The 20,848-nt window shown below is 65.7% G+C and carries 24 protein-coding genes; 22 read left to right on the plus strand and 2 right to left on the minus strand.

Annotated elements, in window-relative coordinates; translation table 11 throughout:
* Both glmS and glmU read right to left on the minus strand, forming a co-directional pair.
* Nucleotides 1–1,827: a glutamine--fructose-6-phosphate transaminase (isomerizing) gene (gene glmS, locus RB2654_RS01460; protein ID WP_008327870.1), complete on the minus strand. Its 1,827-nt coding sequence runs from the start codon at nt 1,825–1,827 to the stop codon at nt 1–3.
* A gap of 2 nt (nt 1,828–1,829) precedes the next feature.
* Complete coding sequence (gene glmU / locus RB2654_RS01465) at nt 1,830–3,182, minus strand: bifunctional UDP-N-acetylglucosamine diphosphorylase/glucosamine-1-phosphate N-acetyltransferase GlmU (protein ID WP_008327871.1); 1,353 nt, start codon at nt 3,180–3,182, stop codon at nt 1,830–1,832.
* 87 nt (nt 3,183–3,269) lie between these two features.
* Here glmU and RB2654_RS01470 point away from each other — a divergent pair, with 87 nt between their 5' ends.
* The 22 genes from RB2654_RS01470 to RB2654_RS01570 all read left to right on the plus strand — a co-directional run bounded on the left by RB2654_RS01470 (nt 3,270) and on the right by RB2654_RS01570 (nt 20,810).
* A complete protein-coding gene (locus tag RB2654_RS01470) occupies nt 3,270–3,929 on the plus strand; it encodes an HAD-IA family hydrolase (protein WP_040884262.1) in 660 nt (219 codons plus the stop codon).
* Nucleotides 3,930–3,971: 42 nt separating this feature from the next.
* On the plus strand, nt 3,972–5,165 hold the full coding sequence (locus RB2654_RS01475; RefSeq protein WP_008327873.1) for a DegT/DnrJ/EryC1/StrS family aminotransferase: 1,194 nt from the start codon (nt 3,972–3,974) through the stop codon (nt 5,163–5,165).
* Between the two features lie 326 nt (nt 5,166–5,491).
* A complete protein-coding gene (locus tag RB2654_RS01480) occupies nt 5,492–6,655 on the plus strand; it encodes an isovaleryl-CoA dehydrogenase (protein ID WP_008327874.1) in 1,164 nt (387 codons plus the stop codon).
* 45 nt (nt 6,656–6,700) lie between these two features.
* A complete protein-coding gene (locus tag RB2654_RS01485; protein ID WP_040885362.1) occupies nt 6,701–7,186 on the plus strand; it encodes a lysozyme inhibitor LprI family protein in 486 nt (161 codons plus the stop codon).
* Entirely contained in the window at nt 7,183–7,467 is a 285-nt protein-coding gene (locus tag RB2654_RS01490) for a hypothetical protein (protein ID WP_008327876.1), read from the plus strand. Before RB2654_RS01485 ends, RB2654_RS01490 begins: the two co-directional genes overlap by 4 nt.
* The gene (locus tag RB2654_RS01495; protein WP_008327877.1) at nt 7,464–8,048 is read left to right on the plus strand and encodes a hypothetical protein; all 585 of its coding nucleotides are present in this window, start codon (nt 7,464–7,466) and stop codon (nt 8,046–8,048) included. The genes RB2654_RS01490 and RB2654_RS01495 overlap by 4 nt, the downstream gene beginning before the upstream one ends.
* 1 nt (nt 8,049) lies before the next feature.
* Nucleotides 8,050–8,172 (plus strand): hypothetical protein, encoded by a 123-nt coding sequence (locus tag RB2654_RS24000; protein ID WP_008327878.1) that lies wholly within the window; start codon nt 8,050–8,052, stop codon nt 8,170–8,172.
* Nucleotides 8,169–9,773 (plus strand): carboxyl transferase domain-containing protein, encoded by a 1,605-nt coding sequence (locus tag RB2654_RS01500; protein WP_008327880.1) that lies wholly within the window; start codon nt 8,169–8,171, stop codon nt 9,771–9,773. The genes RB2654_RS24000 and RB2654_RS01500 overlap by 4 nt, the downstream gene beginning before the upstream one ends.
* A gap of 4 nt (nt 9,774–9,777) precedes the next feature.
* On the plus strand, nt 9,778–10,278 hold the full coding sequence (locus RB2654_RS01505) for an O-acetyl-ADP-ribose deacetylase (RefSeq protein WP_008327884.1): 501 nt from the start codon (nt 9,778–9,780) through the stop codon (nt 10,276–10,278).
* Nucleotides 10,275–10,799, plus strand: a complete 525-nt coding sequence (locus tag RB2654_RS01510; RefSeq protein WP_008327886.1) for a class I SAM-dependent methyltransferase — start codon at nt 10,275–10,277, stop codon at nt 10,797–10,799. Before RB2654_RS01505 ends, RB2654_RS01510 begins: the two co-directional genes overlap by 4 nt.
* Nucleotides 10,799–12,748, plus strand: coding sequence for an acetyl/propionyl/methylcrotonyl-CoA carboxylase subunit alpha (locus RB2654_RS01515; protein ID WP_008327888.1), 1,950 nt, complete (start codon nt 10,799–10,801; stop codon nt 12,746–12,748). The genes RB2654_RS01510 and RB2654_RS01515 overlap by 1 nt, the downstream gene beginning before the upstream one ends.
* Nucleotides 12,745–13,404: a glutathione S-transferase family protein gene (locus RB2654_RS01520; RefSeq protein WP_008327890.1), complete on the plus strand. Its 660-nt coding sequence runs from the start codon at nt 12,745–12,747 to the stop codon at nt 13,402–13,404. The genes RB2654_RS01515 and RB2654_RS01520 overlap by 4 nt, the downstream gene beginning before the upstream one ends.
* On the plus strand, nt 13,397–14,245 hold the full coding sequence (locus RB2654_RS01525) for a hydroxymethylglutaryl-CoA lyase (RefSeq protein WP_008327892.1): 849 nt from the start codon (nt 13,397–13,399) through the stop codon (nt 14,243–14,245). The genes RB2654_RS01520 and RB2654_RS01525 overlap by 8 nt, the downstream gene beginning before the upstream one ends.
* 2 nt (nt 14,246–14,247) lie before the next feature.
* On the plus strand, nt 14,248–15,033 hold the full coding sequence (locus tag RB2654_RS01530; protein WP_008327893.1) for a crotonase/enoyl-CoA hydratase family protein: 786 nt from the start codon (nt 14,248–14,250) through the stop codon (nt 15,031–15,033).
* Nucleotides 15,030–15,410 carry a hypothetical protein gene (locus RB2654_RS01535; RefSeq protein WP_008327894.1) on the plus strand — a complete coding sequence of 127 codons (381 nt, stop codon included), beginning with the start codon at nt 15,030–15,032 and terminating at the stop codon, nt 15,408–15,410. The genes RB2654_RS01530 and RB2654_RS01535 overlap by 4 nt, the downstream gene beginning before the upstream one ends.
* Nucleotides 15,411–15,684: 274 nt before the next feature.
* The gene (locus tag RB2654_RS01540; protein ID WP_008327895.1) at nt 15,685–16,050 is read left to right on the plus strand and encodes an NADH-quinone oxidoreductase subunit A; all 366 of its coding nucleotides are present in this window, start codon (nt 15,685–15,687) and stop codon (nt 16,048–16,050) included.
* The gene (locus tag RB2654_RS01545) at nt 16,050–16,574 is read left to right on the plus strand and encodes a NuoB/complex I 20 kDa subunit family protein (RefSeq protein WP_008327896.1); all 525 of its coding nucleotides are present in this window, start codon (nt 16,050–16,052) and stop codon (nt 16,572–16,574) included. The genes RB2654_RS01540 and RB2654_RS01545 overlap by 1 nt, the downstream gene beginning before the upstream one ends.
* Before the next feature lie 2 nt (nt 16,575–16,576).
* Nucleotides 16,577–17,191 carry an NADH-quinone oxidoreductase subunit C gene (locus tag RB2654_RS01550; protein ID WP_008327903.1) on the plus strand — a complete coding sequence of 205 codons (615 nt, stop codon included), beginning with the start codon at nt 16,577–16,579 and terminating at the stop codon, nt 17,189–17,191.
* 1 nt (nt 17,192) lies between these two features.
* The gene (locus RB2654_RS01555) at nt 17,193–18,053 is read left to right on the plus strand and encodes a sulfotransferase (protein WP_008327904.1); all 861 of its coding nucleotides are present in this window, start codon (nt 17,193–17,195) and stop codon (nt 18,051–18,053) included.
* Complete coding sequence (locus RB2654_RS01560; RefSeq protein WP_008327911.1) at nt 18,050–19,273, plus strand: NADH-quinone oxidoreductase subunit D; 1,224 nt, start codon at nt 18,050–18,052, stop codon at nt 19,271–19,273. The genes RB2654_RS01555 and RB2654_RS01560 overlap by 4 nt, the downstream gene beginning before the upstream one ends.
* Nucleotides 19,273–19,539 (plus strand): hypothetical protein, encoded by a 267-nt coding sequence (locus RB2654_RS01565; protein WP_008327913.1) that lies wholly within the window; start codon nt 19,273–19,275, stop codon nt 19,537–19,539. The genes RB2654_RS01560 and RB2654_RS01565 overlap by 1 nt, the downstream gene beginning before the upstream one ends.
* Complete coding sequence (locus tag RB2654_RS01570) at nt 19,539–20,810, plus strand: NADH-quinone oxidoreductase subunit E (protein ID WP_008327915.1); 1,272 nt, start codon at nt 19,539–19,541, stop codon at nt 20,808–20,810. Before RB2654_RS01565 ends, RB2654_RS01570 begins: the two co-directional genes overlap by 1 nt.
* The last annotated feature ends 38 nt before the right edge of the window (nt 20,811–20,848 follow it).

Genomic DNA, 20,848 nt, shown 5'->3' on the forward strand with positions numbered 1-20,848 from the left:
TCATTCCACCGTGACCGATTTCGCAAGGTTGCGCGGCTGGTCCACATCCGTCCCCTTCGCGATGGCGGCGTGGTAGGCAAGAAGCTGCGCCGGGATCGCATAAAGGATCGGCTGGATCAGCTCCGGCGCGTCCGGCATCGTGATCGTGCGCCACACGCCGCCGCCCGCCTGCGCAATCGCCCGCGCGTCCGAAATAAGCAGCACCCGCCCGCCGCGCGCCATCACCTCCTGCATGTTCGACACGGTCTTCTCGAACAGCCCGTCATGGGGGGCCAGAACCACGGTGGGCGTTTCCTTGTCGACCAGCGCGATGGGGCCGTGTTTGAGTTCACCCGACGCATAACCTTCGGCGTGCAGGTAGCTGATTTCCTTGAGTTTCAATGCGCCTTCAAGGGCCAGCGGGAACATCTGGCCGCGCCCGAGGAAGAGCACGTCATGGGCTTGCGCCACCTTGCGCGCCGCCTTGCTCAACTCCCCGTCGATGGAGATCGCGTGGCTCATCAGTCCCGGCAGTTTGCGCAGGTCCGTCAACCGTTCGGCCAGCGTATCCGCGTCCATCTCGCCGCGCTCGACGGCGGCCTTCAGCACCATGACCACGAAGGTCGCGAGCATCGCGGTGAAGGCCTTGGTTGAGGCCACCGACACCTCGACGCCCGCGTGGATCGCCACCGCCACATCGCTTTCGCGCGCGATCGAGCTTTCGGGGCTGTTCACGAGGCTGACGATCTTGGCGGCTTTCCCGTCGGAATATCTAAGCGCGGCCAGCGTATCGGCGGTTTCGCCCGACTGGCTGACGAAGACCGACAGGGTGCCATCGGGGAATGGCGGCTCGCGATACCGAAACTCGCTGGCCACGTCGAGGTCGACGGGCAGGCGGGCGTAACGTTCGAACCAGTATTTCGCGACGAGGCCCGCGTAATAGGCGGTGCCACAGGCGACGATCGAGACGCGGCTGACCTTGGTGAAGTCGACGCCGGGCAGGTCCATCGTGATCGCGTCGCCGTCGGGGGTGAGATAGGCGTCGAACACCGCGTCCACCACGGTCGGCTGCTCGGCGATCTCCTTCATCATGAAGTGTTTGTAGCCCGCCTTTTCGATCCGGGTGGCGCTGAGCGCGACCTTGCGAACCTCGCGGTTGGCCAGTTTCCCGGCCTCGTCATAGATCGTCGCGCCCGCGCGGGTGATGACGGCCCAGTCGCCTTCCTCCAGGTAGGTCACACGGTCGGTCATCGAGGCGAGCGCGATGGCGTCGGAGCCCACATACATCTCGCCGTCGCCATGCCCGATGGCCAGAGGCGAGTTCTTGCGGGCGGCGATCATCAGGTCGTCCTCGCCCTCGAACAGGAACAGGAGCGAATAGGCCCCTTCCAGTCGCGGCAGCACCGCGCGCACCGCTTCCACGGGCGTCATGCCCTGATCCATCAGGACGTTGACCAGCCCGGCCACGGTTTCGGTGTCGGTCTGGCTTTCGCAGGCATATCCGCCCGCCTCGAGCTCGGCACGGAAAGTGGCGAAGTTTTCGATGATCCCGTTGTGGACCAGCGCCACACGGCCCGCCTTGTGCGGATGCGCGTTCGGCACGGTCACACCGCCGTGGGTCGCCCAGCGGGTGTGGCCGATGCCCGCTTTGCCGGGGAGGGGGTTGTGGACGAGTTCATCCGACAGGTTCACGAGTTTGCCCACGGCGCGGCGACGGTCGAGCACGCCGCCCTCCTGAATGGTCGCGATCCCCGCGCTGTCGTAACCACGGTATTCGAGCCGCCGGAGCGCCTCGACGATGATGGGGGAAACCTCGTGCGTGCCAAGGACGCCGACAATACCACACATGCTTAATGACCTTTTTTTGCGGCCTTCCGGGCGCGAAGTTTTTCAAAGAGTTTCACGGCGAAGCCCGGCTTCACCTCCATCCGTGCACGCCCCACGCCCATCGCCCCGTCTTCGATGTCGCGGGTGACGACGGTGCCGGTGGCGGTCATGGCGTCCGCGCCCACACGCACCGGGGCCACGAGCATCGTGTCCGAGCCGATGAAGGCGCGCGGCCCGATTTCGGTCCGATGCTTGAACACGCCATCGTAGTTGCAGGTGATCGTGCCCGCGCCGATGTTCGCGGCTTCGCCGACGGTGGCGTCCCCGATATAGGACAGGTGGTTGACCTTGGCGCCCTCGGCGATCTGCGCGTTCTTGATCTCGACGAAATTGCCGACCTTGGCCTTTTCCGCCAGTTCAGCGCCGGGGCGCAGACGGGCGAAGGGGCCGACGACGGCCCCCGCGCTGACATGGCAGCCCTCGAGATGGCTGAACGCCTTGATGCGCGCCCCGGATTCGATGGTCACGTCGGGGCCGAACACCACGTTGGGTTCGATCACGGCGTCGCGCCCGATGAAGGTGTCATGGGCGAAGAACACGGTGTCCGGGGCGACCAGCGTGACCCCGTTCTCGAAGGCTTCGGCCCGCTTGATCGCCTGAAGCTGGGCTTCGGCGGCCGCCAGTTCCTCGCGGCTGTTGATGCCCAGCGTCTCGGCCTCCGGGCAGGTCACGGCTTCGGCACGCAGGCCTTTTTCGCGCGCCACCTCGACAATGTCGGTGAGGTAGTATTCGCCCGCCGCATTCTCGTTCGACAGACCCGAGATCAAGTCGAAGAGTGTGCCGCAATCCGCCGCGACCACGCCGGAGTTGCACAGGGTGATCGCGCGTTCCTCGTCGCTTGCGTCGTTGTATTCCACGATCCGGCGCAATTCCTGACCGTCCATGACGAGACGACCATATCGCTTGGGGTCTGCCGCCTCGAACCCGAGGATGACCACATCCGCGCCACCCCGCCGCGCGGCGATCATCGCTTCAAGGGTCTCGGGCGTGATGAAAGGCGTGTCGCCGTAAAGGACGATGGCGTCCCCGTCGAACCCGGCAAGTGCGGCGCGGGCCTGATCCACGGCGTGACCCGTGCCAAGCCGATCCTCCTGCAACACCACCTCGATTTCGTCGTCGAGCTTGGTGGCGGCGGCCGACACGGCCTCGGCCCCGTTGCCCGCGACCAGCACGATCCGATCCGGGGCGAGCGCCGATCCGGCGGACAGCGCATGGGCGAACAGCGGCGCGCCGCCCAGTTCGTGCAGCACCTTCGGCAGGTCGGAATTCATGCGCTTGCCCTGTCCGGCAGCGAGGATGATGAGGGCGGTGGCCATGCGTCTGCTCTTTTCTTCTCTGTCACCTCGTTTTACCCCTCGGCGCGTATCACGCAATGGGTGCGTCTGAAAGAGCGGGGCTTTGGCATGAAAACGGTGATTTTCGATCTGGACGGAACGCTTGCCGATACGTCGCGCGACCTGATCTGCGCCGCCAACGCCTGTTTTTCGCGCGCGGGCCATGGCGATCTGCTCGACCGCGTCGCGGATGCGGCCACGGCCTTTCGCGGCGGGCGCGCGATGCTGACGCTGGGCTATGACCGGCTTGGGCTGGGCGCGGCCGAGGTGGAGAGGGATTACCCCTATCTGCTCGAATGGTATGGCGAGAACATCGACACCCACACGGTGATGTATCCCGGCGCGGTGGCCGCCGTCGAACGGCTTCGGTCGGGCGGCTATGCGGTCGGCATCTGCACGAACAAGCCGGAGGGGCTCGCTGAAACGCTGCTCACCCGTCTCGGCGTGCGCAGCCTCTTCGCCTCGCTCATCGGCGCGGATACGCTGCCGGTCAAGAAACCGGACGCGGCCCCCTTCGTGGCAGCGGTCGAACAGGCCGGCGGCGAGGTGACGCGATCGCTTCTTGTGGGCGACACCGTGACGGATCGCGAAACATCGCGCGCGGCGGGGGTGCCCTCGCTCCTCATCACCTTCGGGCCGTCGGGGCGGGGTGTCGCCGATCTCGCGCCAGAGGGGCTGCTCGATCACTATGACGATCTCGACCGCGAAGTCGCGCGCCTGATCGGCTGAGGGCAGTTGACCCCAACGCGGACCCCGCGCAATGTCCGGGCCATGAGCGAGACCTTCAAAGGCAATTTCACCCAGCAAGAGCCGATCCCGGAAACGGCGATCGAAGCGGCGGTCGCCGTCATGCGGTCGGGCCGCCTGCACCGCTACAACACGGCACCGGGGGAAGAGAGCCAGGTCGCGCTGCTCGAACGCGAATTCGCGGACTGGTCGGGGGCGAAATACTGCCTCGCCGTCGCGTCGGGCGGCTACGCGCTGGCCACCGCGCTGCGGGCCGTGGGGGTGAAGCCCGGCGACCGGGTTCTGACAAACGCCTTCACGCTGGCCCCGGTGCCCGGCGCCATCGCATCGGTCGGCGCGGTCCCGATCTTCGTCGGCGTGACCGAAAGCCTCGTCATCGACCTCGAGGATCTTGCGGCGAAAGCGGGCCAGTCCGACGTGCTCATGCTTTCCCACATGCGCGGGCATCTCGCCGACATGGACGCGCTCATGGCGCTGGCCGAGGCGCATGGCCTGACCGTGATCGAGGACTGCGCGCACACCATGGGCGCGCGTTGGAACGGCGTGCTGTCCGGTCGTTCGGGTCATATCGGCTGCTATTCGACACAGACCTACAAGCACATGAACTCCGGCGAGGGCGGGTTGCTCATCACCGATGACGAAGACATCGCGGCCCGCGCGGTCATGCTGTCGGGCAGCTACATGCTCTACGGACGCCACCTCGCCGCGCCGGGGCCCGAGGTCTTCGAGCGGGTGAAATACGACACGCCCAACGTGTCGGGCCGGATGGACAACCTGCGCGCCGCGATCCTGCGCCCGCAACTCGCCGATCTGGACGCTCGATGCGCCCGCTGGAACGAACGGTATCGCGTGGTCGAGGACGGGCTTCGCGACACCCCCGGTCTGACCATCGTGGAGCGGCCGGAGGCTGAGGACTACGTCATGTCCTCGTTCCAGTTCCTGTTGCTCGATTGGGACGGGGCGAAAATCACCGAGGTCGTATCGCGCTGCGCGGGGAAAGGTGTCGAGCTCAAATGGTTCGGGGCGGCCGAGCCGGTCGGCTTCACCTCGCGCTACGACAGCTGGCGCTATGCGCCGTCCGCACCGATGCCGGCCTCCGACCGCGTGTTGCGTGGGATTCTCGACCTGAGGCTTCCGCTCACCTTCTCACTCGACGACTGCGCCCAGATCGCGCGGATCATCCGGGCCGAGGTCTCGGCGGTCCATCAATCCGGCTGACGCCGGATCCGGAGGGCCAGCCCTCCGGACCTCCCGGGATATTTCGGACCGGAAAGAGGACGGGTCCACCCCCGGGGGATGCCCGGGGGCTTTCCGGTCACGGCCATCGGCTTCCCAGCCTGTACCGTGAATCAACCGTAGGCCATTAACCTTAACAATTCCTTTCCGGTCCAAAATATCCCGGGAGAGCGCGAGAGGGCTGGCCCTCTCGCATGGGTCGGCGTCCGGCGGAGCCGGGCGGCGAAACATCGGATGCGTCACCGCTTGACCCGACTCGCCACTCGTGACTAGAAATGAACAAGCGTTCAATAAACGGGAGGGCGGCCATGTTCATGGCGTCGATGAATTTCGATCTGGGCGAGGATATCGCGCAGCTTCGCGACATGGTGCATCGGTTCGCGCAGGACCGGATCAAGCCGCTGGCGGCCGACATCGACCAGACGAACGACTTCCCTGCGCACCTTTGGAAAGAGATGGGCGACCTGGGTCTGCTCGGGATCACCGTTTCCGAGGAATACGGGGGGGCCGGCATGGGCTACCTCGCCCATACCGTCGCGGTCGAAGAGATCGCGCGGGCCTCGGCCAGTGTGTCCCTGTCCTACGGCGCGCATTCCAACCTGTGCGTGAACCAGATCAAGCTGAACGGGACCGAAGAGCAGAAGCGCCGGTATCTGCCGGGGCTCATTTCCGGGGACCAAGTCGGCGCGCTCGCCATGTCGGAGCCGGGGGCGGGGTCCGACGTGGTGTCGATGCAGCTTCGGGCCGAGAAGAAGAACGGATATTTCACGCTGAACGGCTCGAAATTCTGGATCACCAACGGGCCGGATGCCGACACGCTGGTCGTCTATGCCAAGACCGATCCCGACGCAGGCTCGAAAGGGATCACCGCCTTCATCGTCGAGAAGGACATGAAGGGGTTTTCGACCAGCCCGCATTTCGACAAGCTCGGGATGCGCGGGTCGAACACGGCGCAACTGTTCTTCGAGGATGTCGACGTGCCGTTCGAGAACATCTTGGGCGAAGAGGGCAAGGGGGCGAAGGTTCTCATGTCCGGGCTCGACTATGAGCGTGTCGTGCTGTCGGGTATCGGCACGGGCATCATGGCGGCCTGTCTGGACGAGGTCATGCCCTACATGGTCGAGCGCAAGCAATTCGGCCAGGCCATCGGGGATTTTCAGCTCATGCAGGGCAAGATCGCCGATATGTACACCAAGATGAACTCGGCCCGCGCTTACGTCTACGAGGTCGCCAAGGCCTGCGACCGGGGCGAGGTCACGCGGCAGGACGCGGCGGCCTGCGTGCTCTATGCCAGCGAAGAGGCCATGACGGTCGCGCATCAGGCGGTGCAGGCGATGGGCGGCATGGGGTTCATGAACGAAACGCCGGTGAGCCGTATTTTCCGTGATGCCAAGCTCATGGAGATCGGGGCGGGCACGTCCGAGATCCGGCGGATGCTCGTGGGCCGCGAACTGATGGCGAAGATGCGCTAACCTCGGGATACGGGGTCGAATCCCCGGTTTTTCAAGGAGTTCATGATGCGTTTCCTCATTGCCTCGTTTTGCCTTCTGGCCACACCTGCGGTCGCGCAGGACCTGACCTATGACTTCGCCCATTCGCGGGACTGCATCGCGGCGACCGACGACTGGTTCGAGAAACTGCAATGCATCGGCACATCGGCCAACCGCTGCATGGAAGACACCGAAGGCGGCTATTCGACGGTGGGCACGGGGGCCTGCATCTGGGCGGAATACGAGGATTGGGACGCCGAATTGAATGCACTCTACGGGCCGCTGCGCGAACGTCTGGCCAATGACGACAAGGTCAACGAGATGCCCGTGAGCACGTCCGACGCCCTGCGCGACGCGCAGCGGGCGTGGATTCCCTGGCGCGACGCGGCCTGCGCTTTCGAACGGTCGAAATGGGGCGGCGGCACGGGGGGCGGTCCAGCCGAAGCGGGCTGCCTGATGCAGATGACCGCCGAGCGCGCGCTTTCGCTGCGCAACGAGTTGGAGTTCCATTGATCCGCAAGGCTCACATCGTCACGCTCGTCGCCCTATGTGGCCTGTCGGCTGTGCTGGGATACCGGGTGGCCGGAATGGGGCCGCCCGACCCGTCGTCGATCGTGGCGGACTGGGCGTCGGTCTATGCCCGCGAAACCGGGCGCGACGATCTGCATTGCGCAGGCTGGCCCGAGGGGCAGGGATACGTGGTCGAATGTGGTCAGGGGGACGACAAGGTCGCCTATGTCACCGATATGTACGGCGCTCTGGTGGGCCGCCGGGCAGGGGGGATCGGCGGATGAAAGGTGCCCTCCTGTTCCTAGCCTTGTTCACGGCGAATGCGGCGCCTGCTCAGGATCAGCCGCCGATCCCGGACTTCCAGACCTGCATGGACGTCTACATGGATCGCTACGAACAGAAGCTTATCGTGAACCGCTCCATCGACATCGACGCGGTCGAAGGCGGGCTTTGGGACGTGGGGCAGGTCTATACCTGCGGCGGGGGCGGAATCGTCCTGTGCGACCGGTCCGACGCGCCGCTGCCGTGCCAGCGCGATCTGGCGGACGAGCAGGACGCGATGACGGGTGCCGTGCTGGCCGACCTGCCTCCGGCCGGCGCGGTCGATGGGAAGGCGTGGGTCGAGGCGCTCTACGACAAGACCTATCTGCTGGCCAACGGCACCTCGGCCGGGCCGGATTGCGACGGGATGCCGGAGATCATGGAGGTCTGGTGCGGTGCGAACGAAGCGAACAACCGGTTGAGGATCGCCGTGCTCGCCTGGCAGATCGCGCGCTGGGCGGGGGAGGTTCCGTCGGCGGTCGAAAGCGGCTGGGCGCGCCGCCCGCCCGCGATCCGACCCCGGCCCCGGCCCGAGGGGCGATGACATGCGCAATCTGACACCCAACGACCGGGCCAAGGGGTTCGGCACACACGGCGTGGCGGCCGAGACGATGAACGAGATGCACGGGCGCGGTGCGCCGCACCCGTCGCAGGAGGAGACGACATGAAACTGCAATCCCAAGCCATGACGGGGTCCGAGAGCTTTCAGGCCAATCGCGCCGCGCATCTGGAGATGCTGGGCACGGTGGCCGACGCGGCGGCGCTGGCAGCTGCCGGAGGCGGCGACAAGTCCCGCGAGCGCCACCTTTCCCGCGGCAAGATGTTGCCGCGCGACCGAGTGGCCAATCTGCTCGACGCCGGGTCGCCCTTCCTCGAAGTGGGCGCAACGGCGGCGCATGGCATGTATGACGACGCGGCCCCGGCGGCGGGCGTGATCGCGGGCATCGGTCGGGTCCACGGGCAGGAGGTGATGGTGATCGCCAACGATGCCACCGTGAAGGGCGGCACGTATTATCCGATGACGGTCAAGAAACATCTGCGCGCGCAGGAGATCGCGCAGGAATGCAATCTGCCGTGCCTCTACCTTGTCGACAGCGGGGGCGCGAACCTGCCCAACCAGGACGAGGTCTTCCCGGATCGCGACCATTTCGGGCGGATTTTCTACAATCAGGCGCAGATGAGCGCGAAGGGCATTCCCCAGATCGCGGTCGTCATGGGCTCCTGCACCGCAGGCGGGGCCTATGTGCCCGCGATGAGCGACGTGACGATCATCGTGAAGGATCAGGGGACCATTTTCCTCGCCGGGCCGCCGCTGGTGAAGGCCGCGACCGGCGAAGTCGTGACGGCCGAGGATCTTGGCGGCGGCGACGTTCACACGCGGCTCTCCGGCGTGGCGGACTATCTGGCCGAGGATGACGCCCATGCGCTCGCGCTGGCCCGCCGGGCGGTCGAGAGCCTGAACCGGACGCGGCCCGACACCGTGCGCTGGCAGGCGGCGGAAGACCCGGCCTATGACCCGGACGAAATCCTCGGTGTCGTGCCGGGCGATCTGCGCACGCCCTACGACATCCGCGAGGTGATCGCGCGGGTCGTGGACGGCTCGCGCTTCGACGAGTTCAAGCCGCGCTTCGGCGAAACGCTGGTGACCGGCTTTGCGCATCTCATGGGCTGCCCGGTGGGGATCATCGCGAACAACGGCGTGCTGTTTTCCGAGGCCGCGCAGAAGGGCGCGCATTTCGTCGAACTCTGCTCGCAACGCCGCATCCCACTGATTTTCCTGCAAAACATCACGGGCTTCATGGTGGGTCGGAAGTATGAGAACGAAGGGATCGCGCGCCACGGGGCCAAGATGGTCACGGCGGTCGCAACGACGAACGTGCCCAAGGTCACCATGCTCGTCGGCGGGTCTTTCGGGGCGGGCAACTACGGCATGGCGGGCCGGGCTTATCAGCCGCGCTTCCTGTGGACATGGCCCAATAGCCGGATTTCCGTCATGGGCGGCGAGCAGGCGGCGGGCGTGCTGGCCACGGTCAAACGCGACGCCATCGAACGCGGCGGCGGCGACTGGTCCGCCGAGGAGGAAGCCGAGTTCAAACGCCCCACCATCGAGATGTTCGAGCGTCAGTCGCACCCGCTCTATGCCTCGGCCCGGCTGTGGGACGACGGCATCGTGGACCCGCGCAAGACCCGCGAGGTTCTGTATCTGTCGCTTCTCGCCGCGCTGAACGCACCCATCGAGGAAACGCGCTTCGGCGTGTTCAGGATGTGACGCCGTGCCGGTCGAGATCATCACCGCCGACATCACCACGCTGGAGGTGGACGCCATCGTGAACGCCGCGAACGAAACGCTTCTGGGCGGGGGCGGTGTGGACGGGGCCATTCACCGGGCGGCGGGGCCGGGGCTGCTGGACGAATGCCGCAAGATCGGCGGCTGCCCGACAGGCGAGGCGCGGATCACCGGGGGCTATGACCTGCCCGCCCGTCACGTGATCCATACGGTCGGCCCGGTCTGGCATGGCGGGGACCGGGGCGAGCCGGACCTGCTGGCCGCGTGCTACCGCGAAAGCCTTCGTCTGGCGCGCGAAAGCGGCTGTGGCAGCATCGCCTTTCCGGCCATCTCGACCGGCGTCTATGGCTACCCGGCGGATCAGGCGGCCCGGATCGCCGTGCGGGAGGTGTCGGCTTGGACCGGCGCGCCGGAGCGGATCGTGCTGTGCTGCTTTTCCGACGACAGCGCGGCGGCGCATCGTCGGGCGATGGAGGACCGGACATGAGCGCTTGGGACGATGAAAAGGCGCAAAGCTACGTCGACGCCTATGGCGACGATCCGAGCATCTTCGCCGTTGTCGACGCCGCCGGGATCGCGAAGGGGTCGGACGTGATCGACATCGGATGCGGCGGCGGCGCGGCCTTGGCGGCCATCGCGCCCCTCGCCGGACGGCTCGCCGGGGTGGACCCCACGCCGCGCATGGTCGAAATCGCGCGCGGTCGCTGCCCCACGGCGGACCTGCGCGTGGCGCCGGGCGAGGCGACCGGGTTCGAGGACGGGGCCTTTGACGTGGTGACGATGATAAACGTGATCGACCATTTCGAAGACCGCGACGCGGGGCTGGTGGAAGCGTTCCGCCTGCTCAGGCCCGGCGGGCGCATCGTCATCGGCGGCGAGGTTTTCGATACCGAATGGGTGCCCGAGGGGCAGAACTATGCGCAGCCCTTGCAGGCGGCGGGATTTGTCGACCATGCGCGTCGGGATCTCGCCGGCGCTTTCATCACGACGGCCCGGAAGGAGGGGTGATGTTCAAGAAAATCCTGATCGCGAACCGGGGTGAGATCGCCTGTCGGGTGATCGACACGGCCCGCAAACTGGGCGTGGCCACGGTGGCGGTCTATTCGGACGCCGACCGATCCGCGCGCCACGTGGCGATGGCGGACGAGGCGGTGCACATCGGCGGCCCGCAACCCGCCGAGAGTTACCTGCGCGGCGAGGCGATCATCGCGGCGGCCAAGGCGACGGGGGCCACGGGCATTCACCCCGGATACGGGTTCCTGTCGGAGAACCCCGATTTCGTCGAGGCGGTCGAAGCGGCGGGCCTGACCTTCATCGGCCCCTCCGCCAAGGCGATCCGGGCGATGGGGCTGAAGGATGCCGCGAAGAAGCTGATGGAAGAGGCCGGTGTGCCCGTGGTGCCGGGGTATCACGGCGCGGACCAGTCCGACGACCTGCTGGCGAACGAGGCCGACAAGATCGGCTACCCGGTGCTCATCAAGGCCGTGGCGGGCGGCGGCGGCAAGGGGATGCGGCTGGTCGAACGTGCGGGCGACTTCGCCGATGCGCTCGCCTCGGCCCGGTCCGAGGCCAAGACCGCCTTCGGCAACCCGGATGTGCTGATCGAGAAGTTCGTGACCAGCCCGCGCCATATCGAGGTGCAGGTCTTCGGAGACGGGACCGAGGCGGTGCATCTTTACGAGCGCGACTGTTCGCTCCAGCGCCGCCACCAGAAGGTGATCGAAGAAGCGCCCGCGCCGGGCATGACGCAGGAGATGCGCGCGGCGATGGGCGAGGCGGCGGTGCGCGCCGCCGAGGCGATCGGATATGCCGGGGCGGGAACGGTCGAGTTCATCGTCGACGGCTCGGACGGGCTCAGGCCCGACGGGTTCTGGTTCATGGAGATGAACACGCGGCTTCAGGTCGAGCACCCGGTGACCGAAGAGGTCACGGGCATAGACCTTGTCGAATGGCAGTTGCGGGTCGCTTCGGGCGAGCCTCTGCCGCTTGGGCAATCCGAAATTCCGCTTCGCGGCCATGCCTTCGAGGCGCGGCTATATGCCGAGGATGTGCCTGCGGGCTTTCTGCCGGCCACCGGGCGGCTGGCGCATCTTGCCTTTGCCGATGGATGCCGGGCCGAGACCGGGGTGCGGACGGGGGACGAGATCAGCCCGTTCTACGATCCGATGATCGCCAAGATCGTCACCCATGGCCCGACCCGCGATATCGCGCTGGGCAAGATGCGGCGGGCGCTGGCCGAAACGCAGGTGGCGGGCACGGTCACGAACCTCGGGTTCCTTTCGGCGCTCTGCGCGCATGACGGGTTCGCGGCGGGCAAGGTCGACACCGGCCTGATCGACCGCGATCTGGCCATGCTGACCAAGACCCCGGCGGCCACTGCCGAGGACATCGCGCTTGCCACCCTCGCGGGGGCGGGTCTGATGGACGCCGCCGAACCTGTCAGCGGCTTCACGCTCTGGGCGCCCATTCGGCGGACCATCCTGCTCGACCATGACGGCGACGTGCTGTCGCCCGCGATCGAATTGTCCGGTCCGGATACGGCGCGGGTGACCGTGGGCGACACCGTGGTCGAGGCGGTGCGAGGCCCGTCCGGCTGGCGGATCGGCGGCGCGCTTGCGCCCGAGGTGGCGATCACCGGAGATCTCGTCACGGTGTTCTCGGGCGCCGGGCTGGGCTTCCGCGTGCCGGACCCGTTGGCCATTCTGTCGGCGGACGCGGCGGGCGGCGATGTGGTCGAAGCGCCGATGCCGGGGCTGGTGAAGGCGGTCTTCGTCAAGCCCGGCGACCGGGTCGAGGCCGGGCAGAAGATGGCGATCATGGAAGCGATGAAGATGGAGCACACGCTGACCGCGCCGCGCGACGGTGTGGTGGGCGAGGTGCTGGCCGCCGAAGGCGCGCAGGTGGAGGCCCATGCCGCCCTCATCGCGCTGGAACCGGAAGAGGAGGCCGCCGCATGATCCGTCTGCACGCCGTGCCCGGCAGCCGGTCGTTCCGGGTGCATTGGCTGCTTGCCGAGATGGGGCTGGAGCCGGAGGTGGAGAACTACCGTATCGGCGACGGCAGCCTCGGCACCGACGACTTTCACCTCGTGAACCCGGCGGGGCGCGTTCCGGCGCTCGAGATCGACGGGATGACGCTGATCGAATCCGGCGCGATCGTGGAATACCTGTGCGAGACGCGGTCCGAGCACGGGCTGGGCCGTCTGCCGGGCGATGCGGAACGTGCCGAATTCCTCGTTTGGCTGCACTATGCCGAAACCGTCGCGACCTGCATCCAGAACCTCAATCTTCAGCAGGTGTTCCTGCCTGATCCGGCGATGCGGTCGCCCACAGTGATCGGGCTGGAAACCCGGCGGTTGGCGAAGGCGCTGAAGCCCGTGGCGAAACGGGTCGAGGCGCAGGATTACCTGCTCGCCTCCGGTTTTTCGGCGGTCGATGTGATGTTCGGGTTCGGGATCGAAGCCGCGTTTCACTATGTCCATGCCGAGAAATTCCCGACGCTCGCCGCCTATCAGAAACGGCTCGCCGCCCGTCCGGCCTATCAGACGGCGTTCGCGGCGCAGGGGCCGGACACGATCTACAAGCAGGATTTCTACGAGGTGCCCGTTGGATAGCGTCGAACTGGTCGAAATGGGCCCGCGCGACGGGCTTCAGAACGAAAAGACCCTGATCCCCACGGATCGCAAGGTGGCGCTTGTCGATACCTTGTCCGGCGCAGGCTTCAGCCGGATCGAGGTGGCGAGTTTCGTCAGCCCCAAATGGGTGCCGCAGATGGCCGACAGCGCCGAGGTGCTGGCCGGGATCACCCGCGCCGAAGGCGTGTCCTACATGGCGTTGACGCCGAATCTGAAGGGTTTCGAACGGGCGATGGAGGCCGGGGCGGACGAGATCGCGATTTTCGGCTCCGCCAGCGAGGGTTTCAGTCAGGCCAATATCAATTGTTCGATTGCTGAAAGTCTTGAGCGGTTTTTGCCGGTCGTTGAGGCAGCTTTGGTTCGAAAAGTGAAAGTCCGCGGATACGTCTCCTGCGTGACGGACTGCCCTTATGATGGCCGGGTCGCGCCGGATGCGGTCGCCGCTGTCGCGGGGGAGCTTATGGCGATGGGCTGCTACGAAGTATCGCTCGGCGACACCATCGGGCAGGGCACGCCCGAGACCATCCGCGATATGCTGATCGCGGTGCTGGACCGCGTTCCGGCCGGGCGCCTTGCCGGGCATTACCACGATACGGGTGGCCGGGCGCTCGACAATATCGAGATGTCGCTGGAACTGGGCCTGCGCGTGTTCGACGCGGCGGTCGGCGGGCTGGGCGGCTGCCCCTATGCGCCCGGTGCCAAGGGCAACGTGGCGACGGAGAAAGTGCACGACCGGCTGACGGCGCTGGGCCTGTCCACAGGGCTGGACCAGGAGGTTCTGGGACGTGCGGGCGACATGGCCAAGGCGATGCGGGGGTAGACATGTACGAAACGATTTCGATCACGACCGACGGGCGGGGTGTGGCGACACTGACGCTGGATCGGGCCGACAAGCACAATGCGCTGTCCGCCACGATGATCCGCGAACTGACGGAAGCGGCGCAGGCGCTTGGCGCGGATGACGGCGTGCGGGTGGTGGTGCTGACCGGCGCAGGGAAAAGCTTCTGTGCCGGTGGCGATCTGGGATGGATGCGCGATCAGTTCGCCGCCGATCCCGAGACTCGGTTCTTCGAGGCGCGCAAGCTGGCGCTCATGCTCAAAGCATTGAACGAAATGCCGAAACCGCTGATCGGCCGGGTGCAGGGGCAAGCGTTCGGCGGCGGGATCGGCATGTGCAGCGTCTGCGACGTGGCGATCGCGGCGGATCATGCCAAGTTCGGTTTGACCGAAACGCGGCTGGGTCTGATCCCGGCCACCATCGGCCCCTATGTGCTGGCCCGGATCGGCGAAGCGATGGCGCGGCGCGTGTTCATGAACGGGCGCGTGTTCGGCGCGGCCGAGGCGCAGCGATTGGGCATTATCGCCCATGCGGTGCCCGAAGGTGCGCTGGATGCGGCGGTCGAAGAAGAGGTCGTGCCCTATCTCACCTGTGCACCGGGCGCCGTCGCGGCGGCCAAGCGACTGGCGCGCCGACTGGGTCCGCCGATCACCGACGACATCATCGACGACACGATCCGCGCGCTGGTCGACTGCTGGGAAGGGGCCGAGGCGCAGGAAGGGATCGGTGCCTTCTTCGAGAAACGCAAAGCGGGATGGATGACGCAATGACGCTGGTTGAAATCGCCGCGCTGGTCTTCAGCGTCCTCGCCCTGATCGTCTGCCTGTTCCAGTTCGCGCTGGCGCTGGGCGCGCCGTGGGGGCATCTCGCGATGGGGGGCCGGTGGCCCGGCAGGATGCCCGTGGCGCTGCGGGTCGGGGCCGTGGTTCAGGGCGGTCTCATGGTTCTGTTCGCGCGGCTCGTGGCAGGCGCCGGGGGGCTGCTTGCCCCTGTCGGTCCTGGCTGGCTGATCTGGGCCGTCGTGGCGATCACGGGACTGTCGACGCTGATGAACAACGTGACCCCGTCACGCCCGGAGCGCCTGCTCTGGGGGCCGGTCACCGTGGTCATGTTTCTTTGCGCGGTCTACGTCGCGGTTTCGGCCTGAGTCGGCATCGGGCCGGGCCGGTTCCTGAACTTCGTTCAAAGATGATTGAATAGCACACCTTTTGTGCGGCGCGGAAAACCGCGTTCCATCCTTGTAAACAACGGTATACAATGCGCTTTGCCGCGTCGCAGAAGCGCGTGGAACCCCTTGTTCAAATTGCCCGAAACAGGGGGTGGCTCGGTTGACCCTCTCCGGTGTTGAGAGTAGACCCCGAATTGAGCCAAACTGTCGCGGGTTCCCGTTCATATGAAACGGCCCGAACAAAGGAGCCAACGTGGAAGACCTTCTTCGTGAATACCTCCCCATCGTGATTTTCCTCGCCGTTGCCGTCGGCCTTGGCCTCGTCCTCGTGCTTGCGGCTGCCGTGCTCGCGGTCCGTCACCCGGACCCGGAAAAAGTGTCGGCCTACGAATGCGGGTTCAACGCCTTCGACGACGCGCGAATGAAATTCGATGTGCGGTTTTACCTCGTCTCGATCCTGTTCATCATTTTCGACCTCGAGATCGCATTCCTGTTTCCCTGGGCGGTGGCCTTCAAGGATGTTGGGATGATCGGGTTCTGGTCGATGATGGTGTTCCTTGCGGTCCTGACCATCGGCTTTGCCTATGAATGGAAGAAGGGAGCACTCGAATGGGAGTGATGACCGGCGCCAACACCGCGGGCGGGGATCGCGAAGTCGCGACTCGCCAGCTTTCGGACGAGCTTCAGGACAAGGGTTTCCTGCTGACCACGACCGACGACATCATCAACTGGGCGCGCACCGGCTCGCTCCACTGGATGACCTTCGGTCTGGCCTGCTGCGCGGTCGAGATGATGCAGTCGTCCATGCCGCGTTACGATCTCGAGCGTTACGGGACCGCGCCGCGCGCTTCTCCGCGCCAGTCGGACCTGATGATCGTCGCGGGCACGCTGACCAACAAGATGGCCCCGGCGCTGCGCAAGGTCTACGACCAGATGCCCGAGCCGCGTTATGTGATCTCGATGGGGTCCTGCGCGAACGGCGGCGGGTATTATCACTACTCCTATTCGGTGGTGCGGGGCTGTGACCGCGTGGTGCCCGTGGACGTCTACGTTCCCGGCTGTCCGCCCTCTGCCGAGGCGCTGGTCTACGGCATCCTTCAGCTTCAACGCAAAATCCGCCGCACCGGCACGATCGTGAGGTAACGATGGTAGACGACGCACTGAACGAGTTGGGCGCGCTGATCGAAGTCAAGCAGATGGACGTGGTCGTGGGGTGGGAGGTCGCCTTTGGCGAACTGACCGTCACCGTGCGGCCCGAGGCGCTGATCGGCTTTGTCGAATTCCTCAAGACCGACCGGGGTTGCCGGCTCTCGACGCTGGTGGACATCACGGCGGTCGACTACCCGGAGCGCGAGGCGCGGTTCGACGTGGTCTATCACTTCCTGTCGATGTACCAGAACCACCGCATCCGCGTGAAAGCGGCGGTCGAGGAGCGCGAGATGGTGCCGTCCATCGTGACCGTCTATCCGGCCGCCAACTGGTTCGAGCGCGAGATCTTCGATATGTTCGGGATCATCTTCAAGGGTCACCCCGACCTGCGCCGCATCCTGACCGACTACGGTTTTCGCGGCCACCCGCTGCGCAAGGATTTCCCGACGACCGGCTTCACCGAAGTCCGCTACGACGAGGTCGAGAAGCGCGTGGTCTACGAGCCGGTGTCGCTGGTTCAGGAATACCGCCAGTTCGACTTCATGTCGCCGTGGGAAGGCGCGGAATACGTGCTGCCGGGCGACGAGAAGGCGGACGGGGCCAAAGGCTGACGTGAGCACCCAGACCCTCATATACTGCGTCGGCGCGGCCAAGGCCGGGACCAGTTGGTTGTTCGATTACCTCTACAACCACCCGGAGACCTATTTCCCGACCGTGAAAGAGCTGAACTACTGGAATTCGGTCGCGATGGGCGCGGGCGAATTCTATCGTGGCGAGCTTGCGCGGCGGAAGGGCGAGATCGCCGCGCGCCATGCGGTGACGCGGGATGAGGATATCCACGCCTATCAGCTGCAAAGCATGGCGGATATCGAGGAATGGCTCGTCACCTTCGACGGCAAGACCCGCGACGACAAAGCCTATCTCGGCTTCATCGGGGCCGGGCTGCGCGACGCCAAGCTGGTGGGGGATTTCTCGCCCGGCTACGCGCTGCTTGGGCCCGAGTGGTTCGCCGAGATGGCCAAGAGCCATGAGAACGTGAAATTCCTCTACCTGCTGCGCGAGCCCGTGGATCGGCTCTGGTCGCATTTCCGCATGAACGCGGGCGGGGACGAAGCCGCGGCGACCTCGATGGTCGACGGTTACCTCTCCGGTGGGGAAGAGAACGTCGCGCGCCGGTCGAATTACCGCCGCACGGTCAAGCGGCTGATGCAGGCGGTGCCCCGGGACCGGCTTCACGTCGAACTTTACGAACGTCTCTTCACCGAAGAGGCGCTTGAGAAAATGTGCGATTTCCTCGGGATCGAGATGATCCCGGCCGATTTTGGCAAGCGGGTGCATGGCTCACCCGAAGCGGGGCTCGACCCCGCGCGGCGGGCGCGGCTGCAATCCGCGCTGAAACCGCAATACAACTTCATCGAACGCTACATGGGCGCGGTGCCCGTGGAGTGGCAGGAAAGAATGGTGGCGGCATGATGGACGGCTCCAAGGGATTTCAGGACGCCGAGACCGGCGAACAGCAGATCCGCAACTTCAACATCAACTTCGGGCCTCAGCACCCGGCGGCGCACGGCGTGCTGCGTCTGGTTCTGGAACTGGACGGCGAGATCGTGGAACGCTGCGACCCGCATATCGGGCTGCTTCACCGCGGCACCGAAAAGCTGATGGAAAGCCGGACCTACCTTCAGAACCTGCCGTATTTCGACCGGCTCGACTATGTCGGCACGATGAACCAGGAACATGCCTGGTGCCTCGTGATCGAAAAGCTCTGCGGTGTCGAAGTGCCGCGCCGCGCCTCGCTCATCCGGGTGCTGTATTCCGAGATCGGTCGCATCCTGAACCACCTGCTGAACGTCACGACGCAGGCGATGGACGTGGGCGCGCTGACCCCGCCGCTGTGGGGTTTCGAAGAGCGTGAAAAGCTCATGATCTTCTACGAGCGTGCCTCGGGCGCGCGCCTGCACGCGGCCTATTTCCGCCCCGGCGGCGTGCATCAGGATCTGCCGCCGAAGCTGATCGACGATATCGAAGCCTGGTGCCACGAATTCCCGGCCGTGCTCGACGACATCGACGGGCTGCTGACCGAGAACCGGGTGTTCAAGCAGCGCAACGTCGACATCGGCGTCATCACCGAGGAAGAGATCCTCGACTGGGGCTATTCCGGCGTCATGGTGCGCGGGTCCGGCTTTGCATGGGATCTGCGCCGCTCGCAGCCTTACGAGTGCTATGACGAGTTCGACTTCAAGGTCTGCATCGGCAAGAACGGCGACTGCTACGACCGTTACCTCGTCCGTATGGCCGAGATGCGCGAGAGCGTGAAGATCATGCTTCAAGCCATCGAAAAGCTGCGGGCACCCGAAGGGCAGGGCGACGTGCTGGCCCGTGGCAAGCTGACGCCGCCCAAGCGCGCCGACATGAAGACGTCGATGGAGGCGCTCATCCATCACTTCAAGCTCTACACCGAGGGCTTCCACGTCCCGGCGGGCGAGGTCTATTGCGCCGTCGAAGCGCCCAAGGGCGAATTCGGCGTCTACCTCGTGTCCGACGGGACGAACAAACCCTACCGCGCCAAGCTGCGCGCCCCCGGCTATCTGCACCTGCAATCGATGGATCACGTCGCGAGCGGGCACCAACTGGCCGACGTGGCCGCCATCATCGGCACCATGGATATCGTTTTCGGAGAGGTCGACCGCTGATGCGTTTCGCCCTGGCCATACTCGTCTGGACCGTGCCAGCCATCGGGGTCGCTGATGCGTCGAACCCGTGGCCGGCCGTTTTCGAGATGATGGAAGCCAAGGATTGCATGGCGAGCGAAGAGGAAATCATAGCGGTCCTGACGGACGAAGGCGTCGATAGCTGGACGCGGAACATCATGATCGCGAACGCAGGCGAGTCCGGAACCTTCTCGCATGACCGGGAGAGCGGAACCTACACCCTGCATAAAACGGAGAAGTGCACCTAATGCTGCGCCGTCTGCACCACGAACAGCCCGCGTCTTTCGCCTTCACGCCTGACAACCAGGCCTGGGCGGAAGCGCAGATGACCAAATACCCGGAAGGGCGGCAGGCGTCCGCCATCATCCCGCTTCTGTGGCGCGCGCAGGAGCAGGAAGGCTGGCTGACCAAGCCCGCGATCGAGGGTGTGGCCGATATGCTCGGCATGGAATACATCCGCGCGCTGGAAGTCGCGACCTTCTACTTCATGTTCCAACTGCAACCGGTTGGGTCCGTTGCGCATTTCCAGATCTGCGGGACGACCTCCTGCATGATTATGGGCGCTGAAGACCTGATCGCGGTCTGCAAGGAAAAGATCGCGCCGAACCCGCACGAGTTGTCGGCGGACGGCAAGTTTTCGTGGGAAGAGGTCGAATGCCTCGGCTCCTGCGCGAATGCGCCCATGGCCCAGATCGGCAAGGATTATTACGAGGATCTGACGACCGAGAGCTTCGGTGACCTGATCGACCGCATGGGTGCGGGCGAGGTGCCGCTGCCGGGTCCGCAGAACGGACGTTACGCCTCCGAACCTGCGGGTGGGCTGACGAGCCTCAAGGACCATGAGGCGAACAAGAACCCGGCGAACGCGTCGGTCGCGCTGGCGACGGACATCGGCGACACGCTCAAGCGCATCGACGGGACCGAGGTGCCGCTCACCGCGCCGTGGCAGGGCGAAGGCCGCAAGGTCGCCGTCAAGGCGCGCAAGACGGTCAAGTCGCCGGGGGATGCCCAGGCGGCCATGTCCGACGCGAACGAGACCGCCAAGCCCAAGGCCAAGGCCACCGGCAAGCCCGCCGAGACGACCGACGCGGGTGCGGCCAAGACGACGACCGGCAAGGCGGACGACGCGAAAGCGGCCAAGGGGGGCGACGCGCCGTCGAAGACGGATGCTCCGGCCATGACCGCCGGATCGGACGCGCCGGGCGCGACCGGAACGCCCGCATCCGGTCCGGGCACGAAGCCCCGCGCGATGAAAGCGCCGCGCAAGTCGGGCGCCGACGATCTGAAGGCGATCAAGGGCGTCGGTCCCAAGCTCGAAACCATGCTGAACGGCATGGGATTCTATCACTACGACCAGATCGCCAAGTGGTCGGGCGAGGAAATCGCCTGGGTCGACCAGAACCTCGAAGGGTTCAAGGGCCGCGTCAGCCGCGACAACTGGGTCGATCAGGCCAAGACACTCGCCGAAGGTGGCGAAACCGAATTCTCGAAGAAAGTGAAGAAAGGCGACGTCTACTGAGGCGTCGGTTCAAGCATGAGGTTGGCAGGGGACATAAG

The organism is Maritimibacter alkaliphilus HTCC2654 (assembly GCF_000152805.1).
Lineage (GTDB): Bacteria > Pseudomonadota > Alphaproteobacteria > Rhodobacterales > Rhodobacteraceae > Maritimibacter > Maritimibacter alkaliphilus.

Excerpts from the sequence above, each read along its gene's own strand:
- glmS (WP_008327870.1), bottom strand. The coding sequence starts at position 1,827 with ATGTGTGGTATTGTCGGCGTCCTTGGCACGCACGAGGTTTCCCCCATC.
- glmU (WP_008327871.1), bottom strand. The coding sequence starts at position 3,182 with ATGGCCACCGCCCTCATCATCCTCGCTGCCGGACAGGGCAAGCGCATG.
- RB2654_RS01470 (WP_040884262.1), top strand. The coding sequence starts at position 3,270 with ATGAAAACGGTGATTTTCGATCTGGACGGAACGCTTGCCGATACGTCG.
- RB2654_RS01475 (WP_008327873.1), top strand. The coding sequence starts at position 3,972 with ATGAGCGAGACCTTCAAAGGCAATTTCACCCAGCAAGAGCCGATCCCG.
- RB2654_RS01480 (WP_008327874.1), top strand. The coding sequence starts at position 5,492 with ATGTTCATGGCGTCGATGAATTTCGATCTGGGCGAGGATATCGCGCAG.
- RB2654_RS01485 (WP_040885362.1), top strand. The coding sequence starts at position 6,701 with ATGCGTTTCCTCATTGCCTCGTTTTGCCTTCTGGCCACACCTGCGGTC.
- RB2654_RS01495 (WP_008327877.1), top strand. The coding sequence starts at position 7,464 with ATGAAAGGTGCCCTCCTGTTCCTAGCCTTGTTCACGGCGAATGCGGCG.
- RB2654_RS24000 (WP_008327878.1), top strand. The coding sequence starts at position 8,050 with ATGCGCAATCTGACACCCAACGACCGGGCCAAGGGGTTCGGCACACAC.
- RB2654_RS01500 (WP_008327880.1), top strand. The coding sequence starts at position 8,169 with ATGAAACTGCAATCCCAAGCCATGACGGGGTCCGAGAGCTTTCAGGCC.
- RB2654_RS01510 (WP_008327886.1), top strand. The coding sequence starts at position 10,275 with ATGAGCGCTTGGGACGATGAAAAGGCGCAAAGCTACGTCGACGCCTAT.
- RB2654_RS01515 (WP_008327888.1), top strand. The coding sequence starts at position 10,799 with ATGTTCAAGAAAATCCTGATCGCGAACCGGGGTGAGATCGCCTGTCGG.
- RB2654_RS01520 (WP_008327890.1), top strand. The coding sequence starts at position 12,745 with ATGATCCGTCTGCACGCCGTGCCCGGCAGCCGGTCGTTCCGGGTGCAT.
- RB2654_RS01530 (WP_008327893.1), top strand. The coding sequence starts at position 14,248 with ATGTACGAAACGATTTCGATCACGACCGACGGGCGGGGTGTGGCGACA.
- RB2654_RS01535 (WP_008327894.1), top strand. The coding sequence starts at position 15,030 with ATGACGCTGGTTGAAATCGCCGCGCTGGTCTTCAGCGTCCTCGCCCTG.
- RB2654_RS01545 (WP_008327896.1), top strand. The coding sequence starts at position 16,050 with ATGACCGGCGCCAACACCGCGGGCGGGGATCGCGAAGTCGCGACTCGC.
- RB2654_RS01550 (WP_008327903.1), top strand. The coding sequence starts at position 16,577 with ATGGTAGACGACGCACTGAACGAGTTGGGCGCGCTGATCGAAGTCAAG.
- RB2654_RS01560 (WP_008327911.1), top strand. The coding sequence starts at position 18,050 with ATGATGGACGGCTCCAAGGGATTTCAGGACGCCGAGACCGGCGAACAG.
- RB2654_RS01565 (WP_008327913.1), top strand. The coding sequence starts at position 19,273 with ATGCGTTTCGCCCTGGCCATACTCGTCTGGACCGTGCCAGCCATCGGG.
- RB2654_RS01570 (WP_008327915.1), top strand. The coding sequence starts at position 19,539 with ATGCTGCGCCGTCTGCACCACGAACAGCCCGCGTCTTTCGCCTTCACG.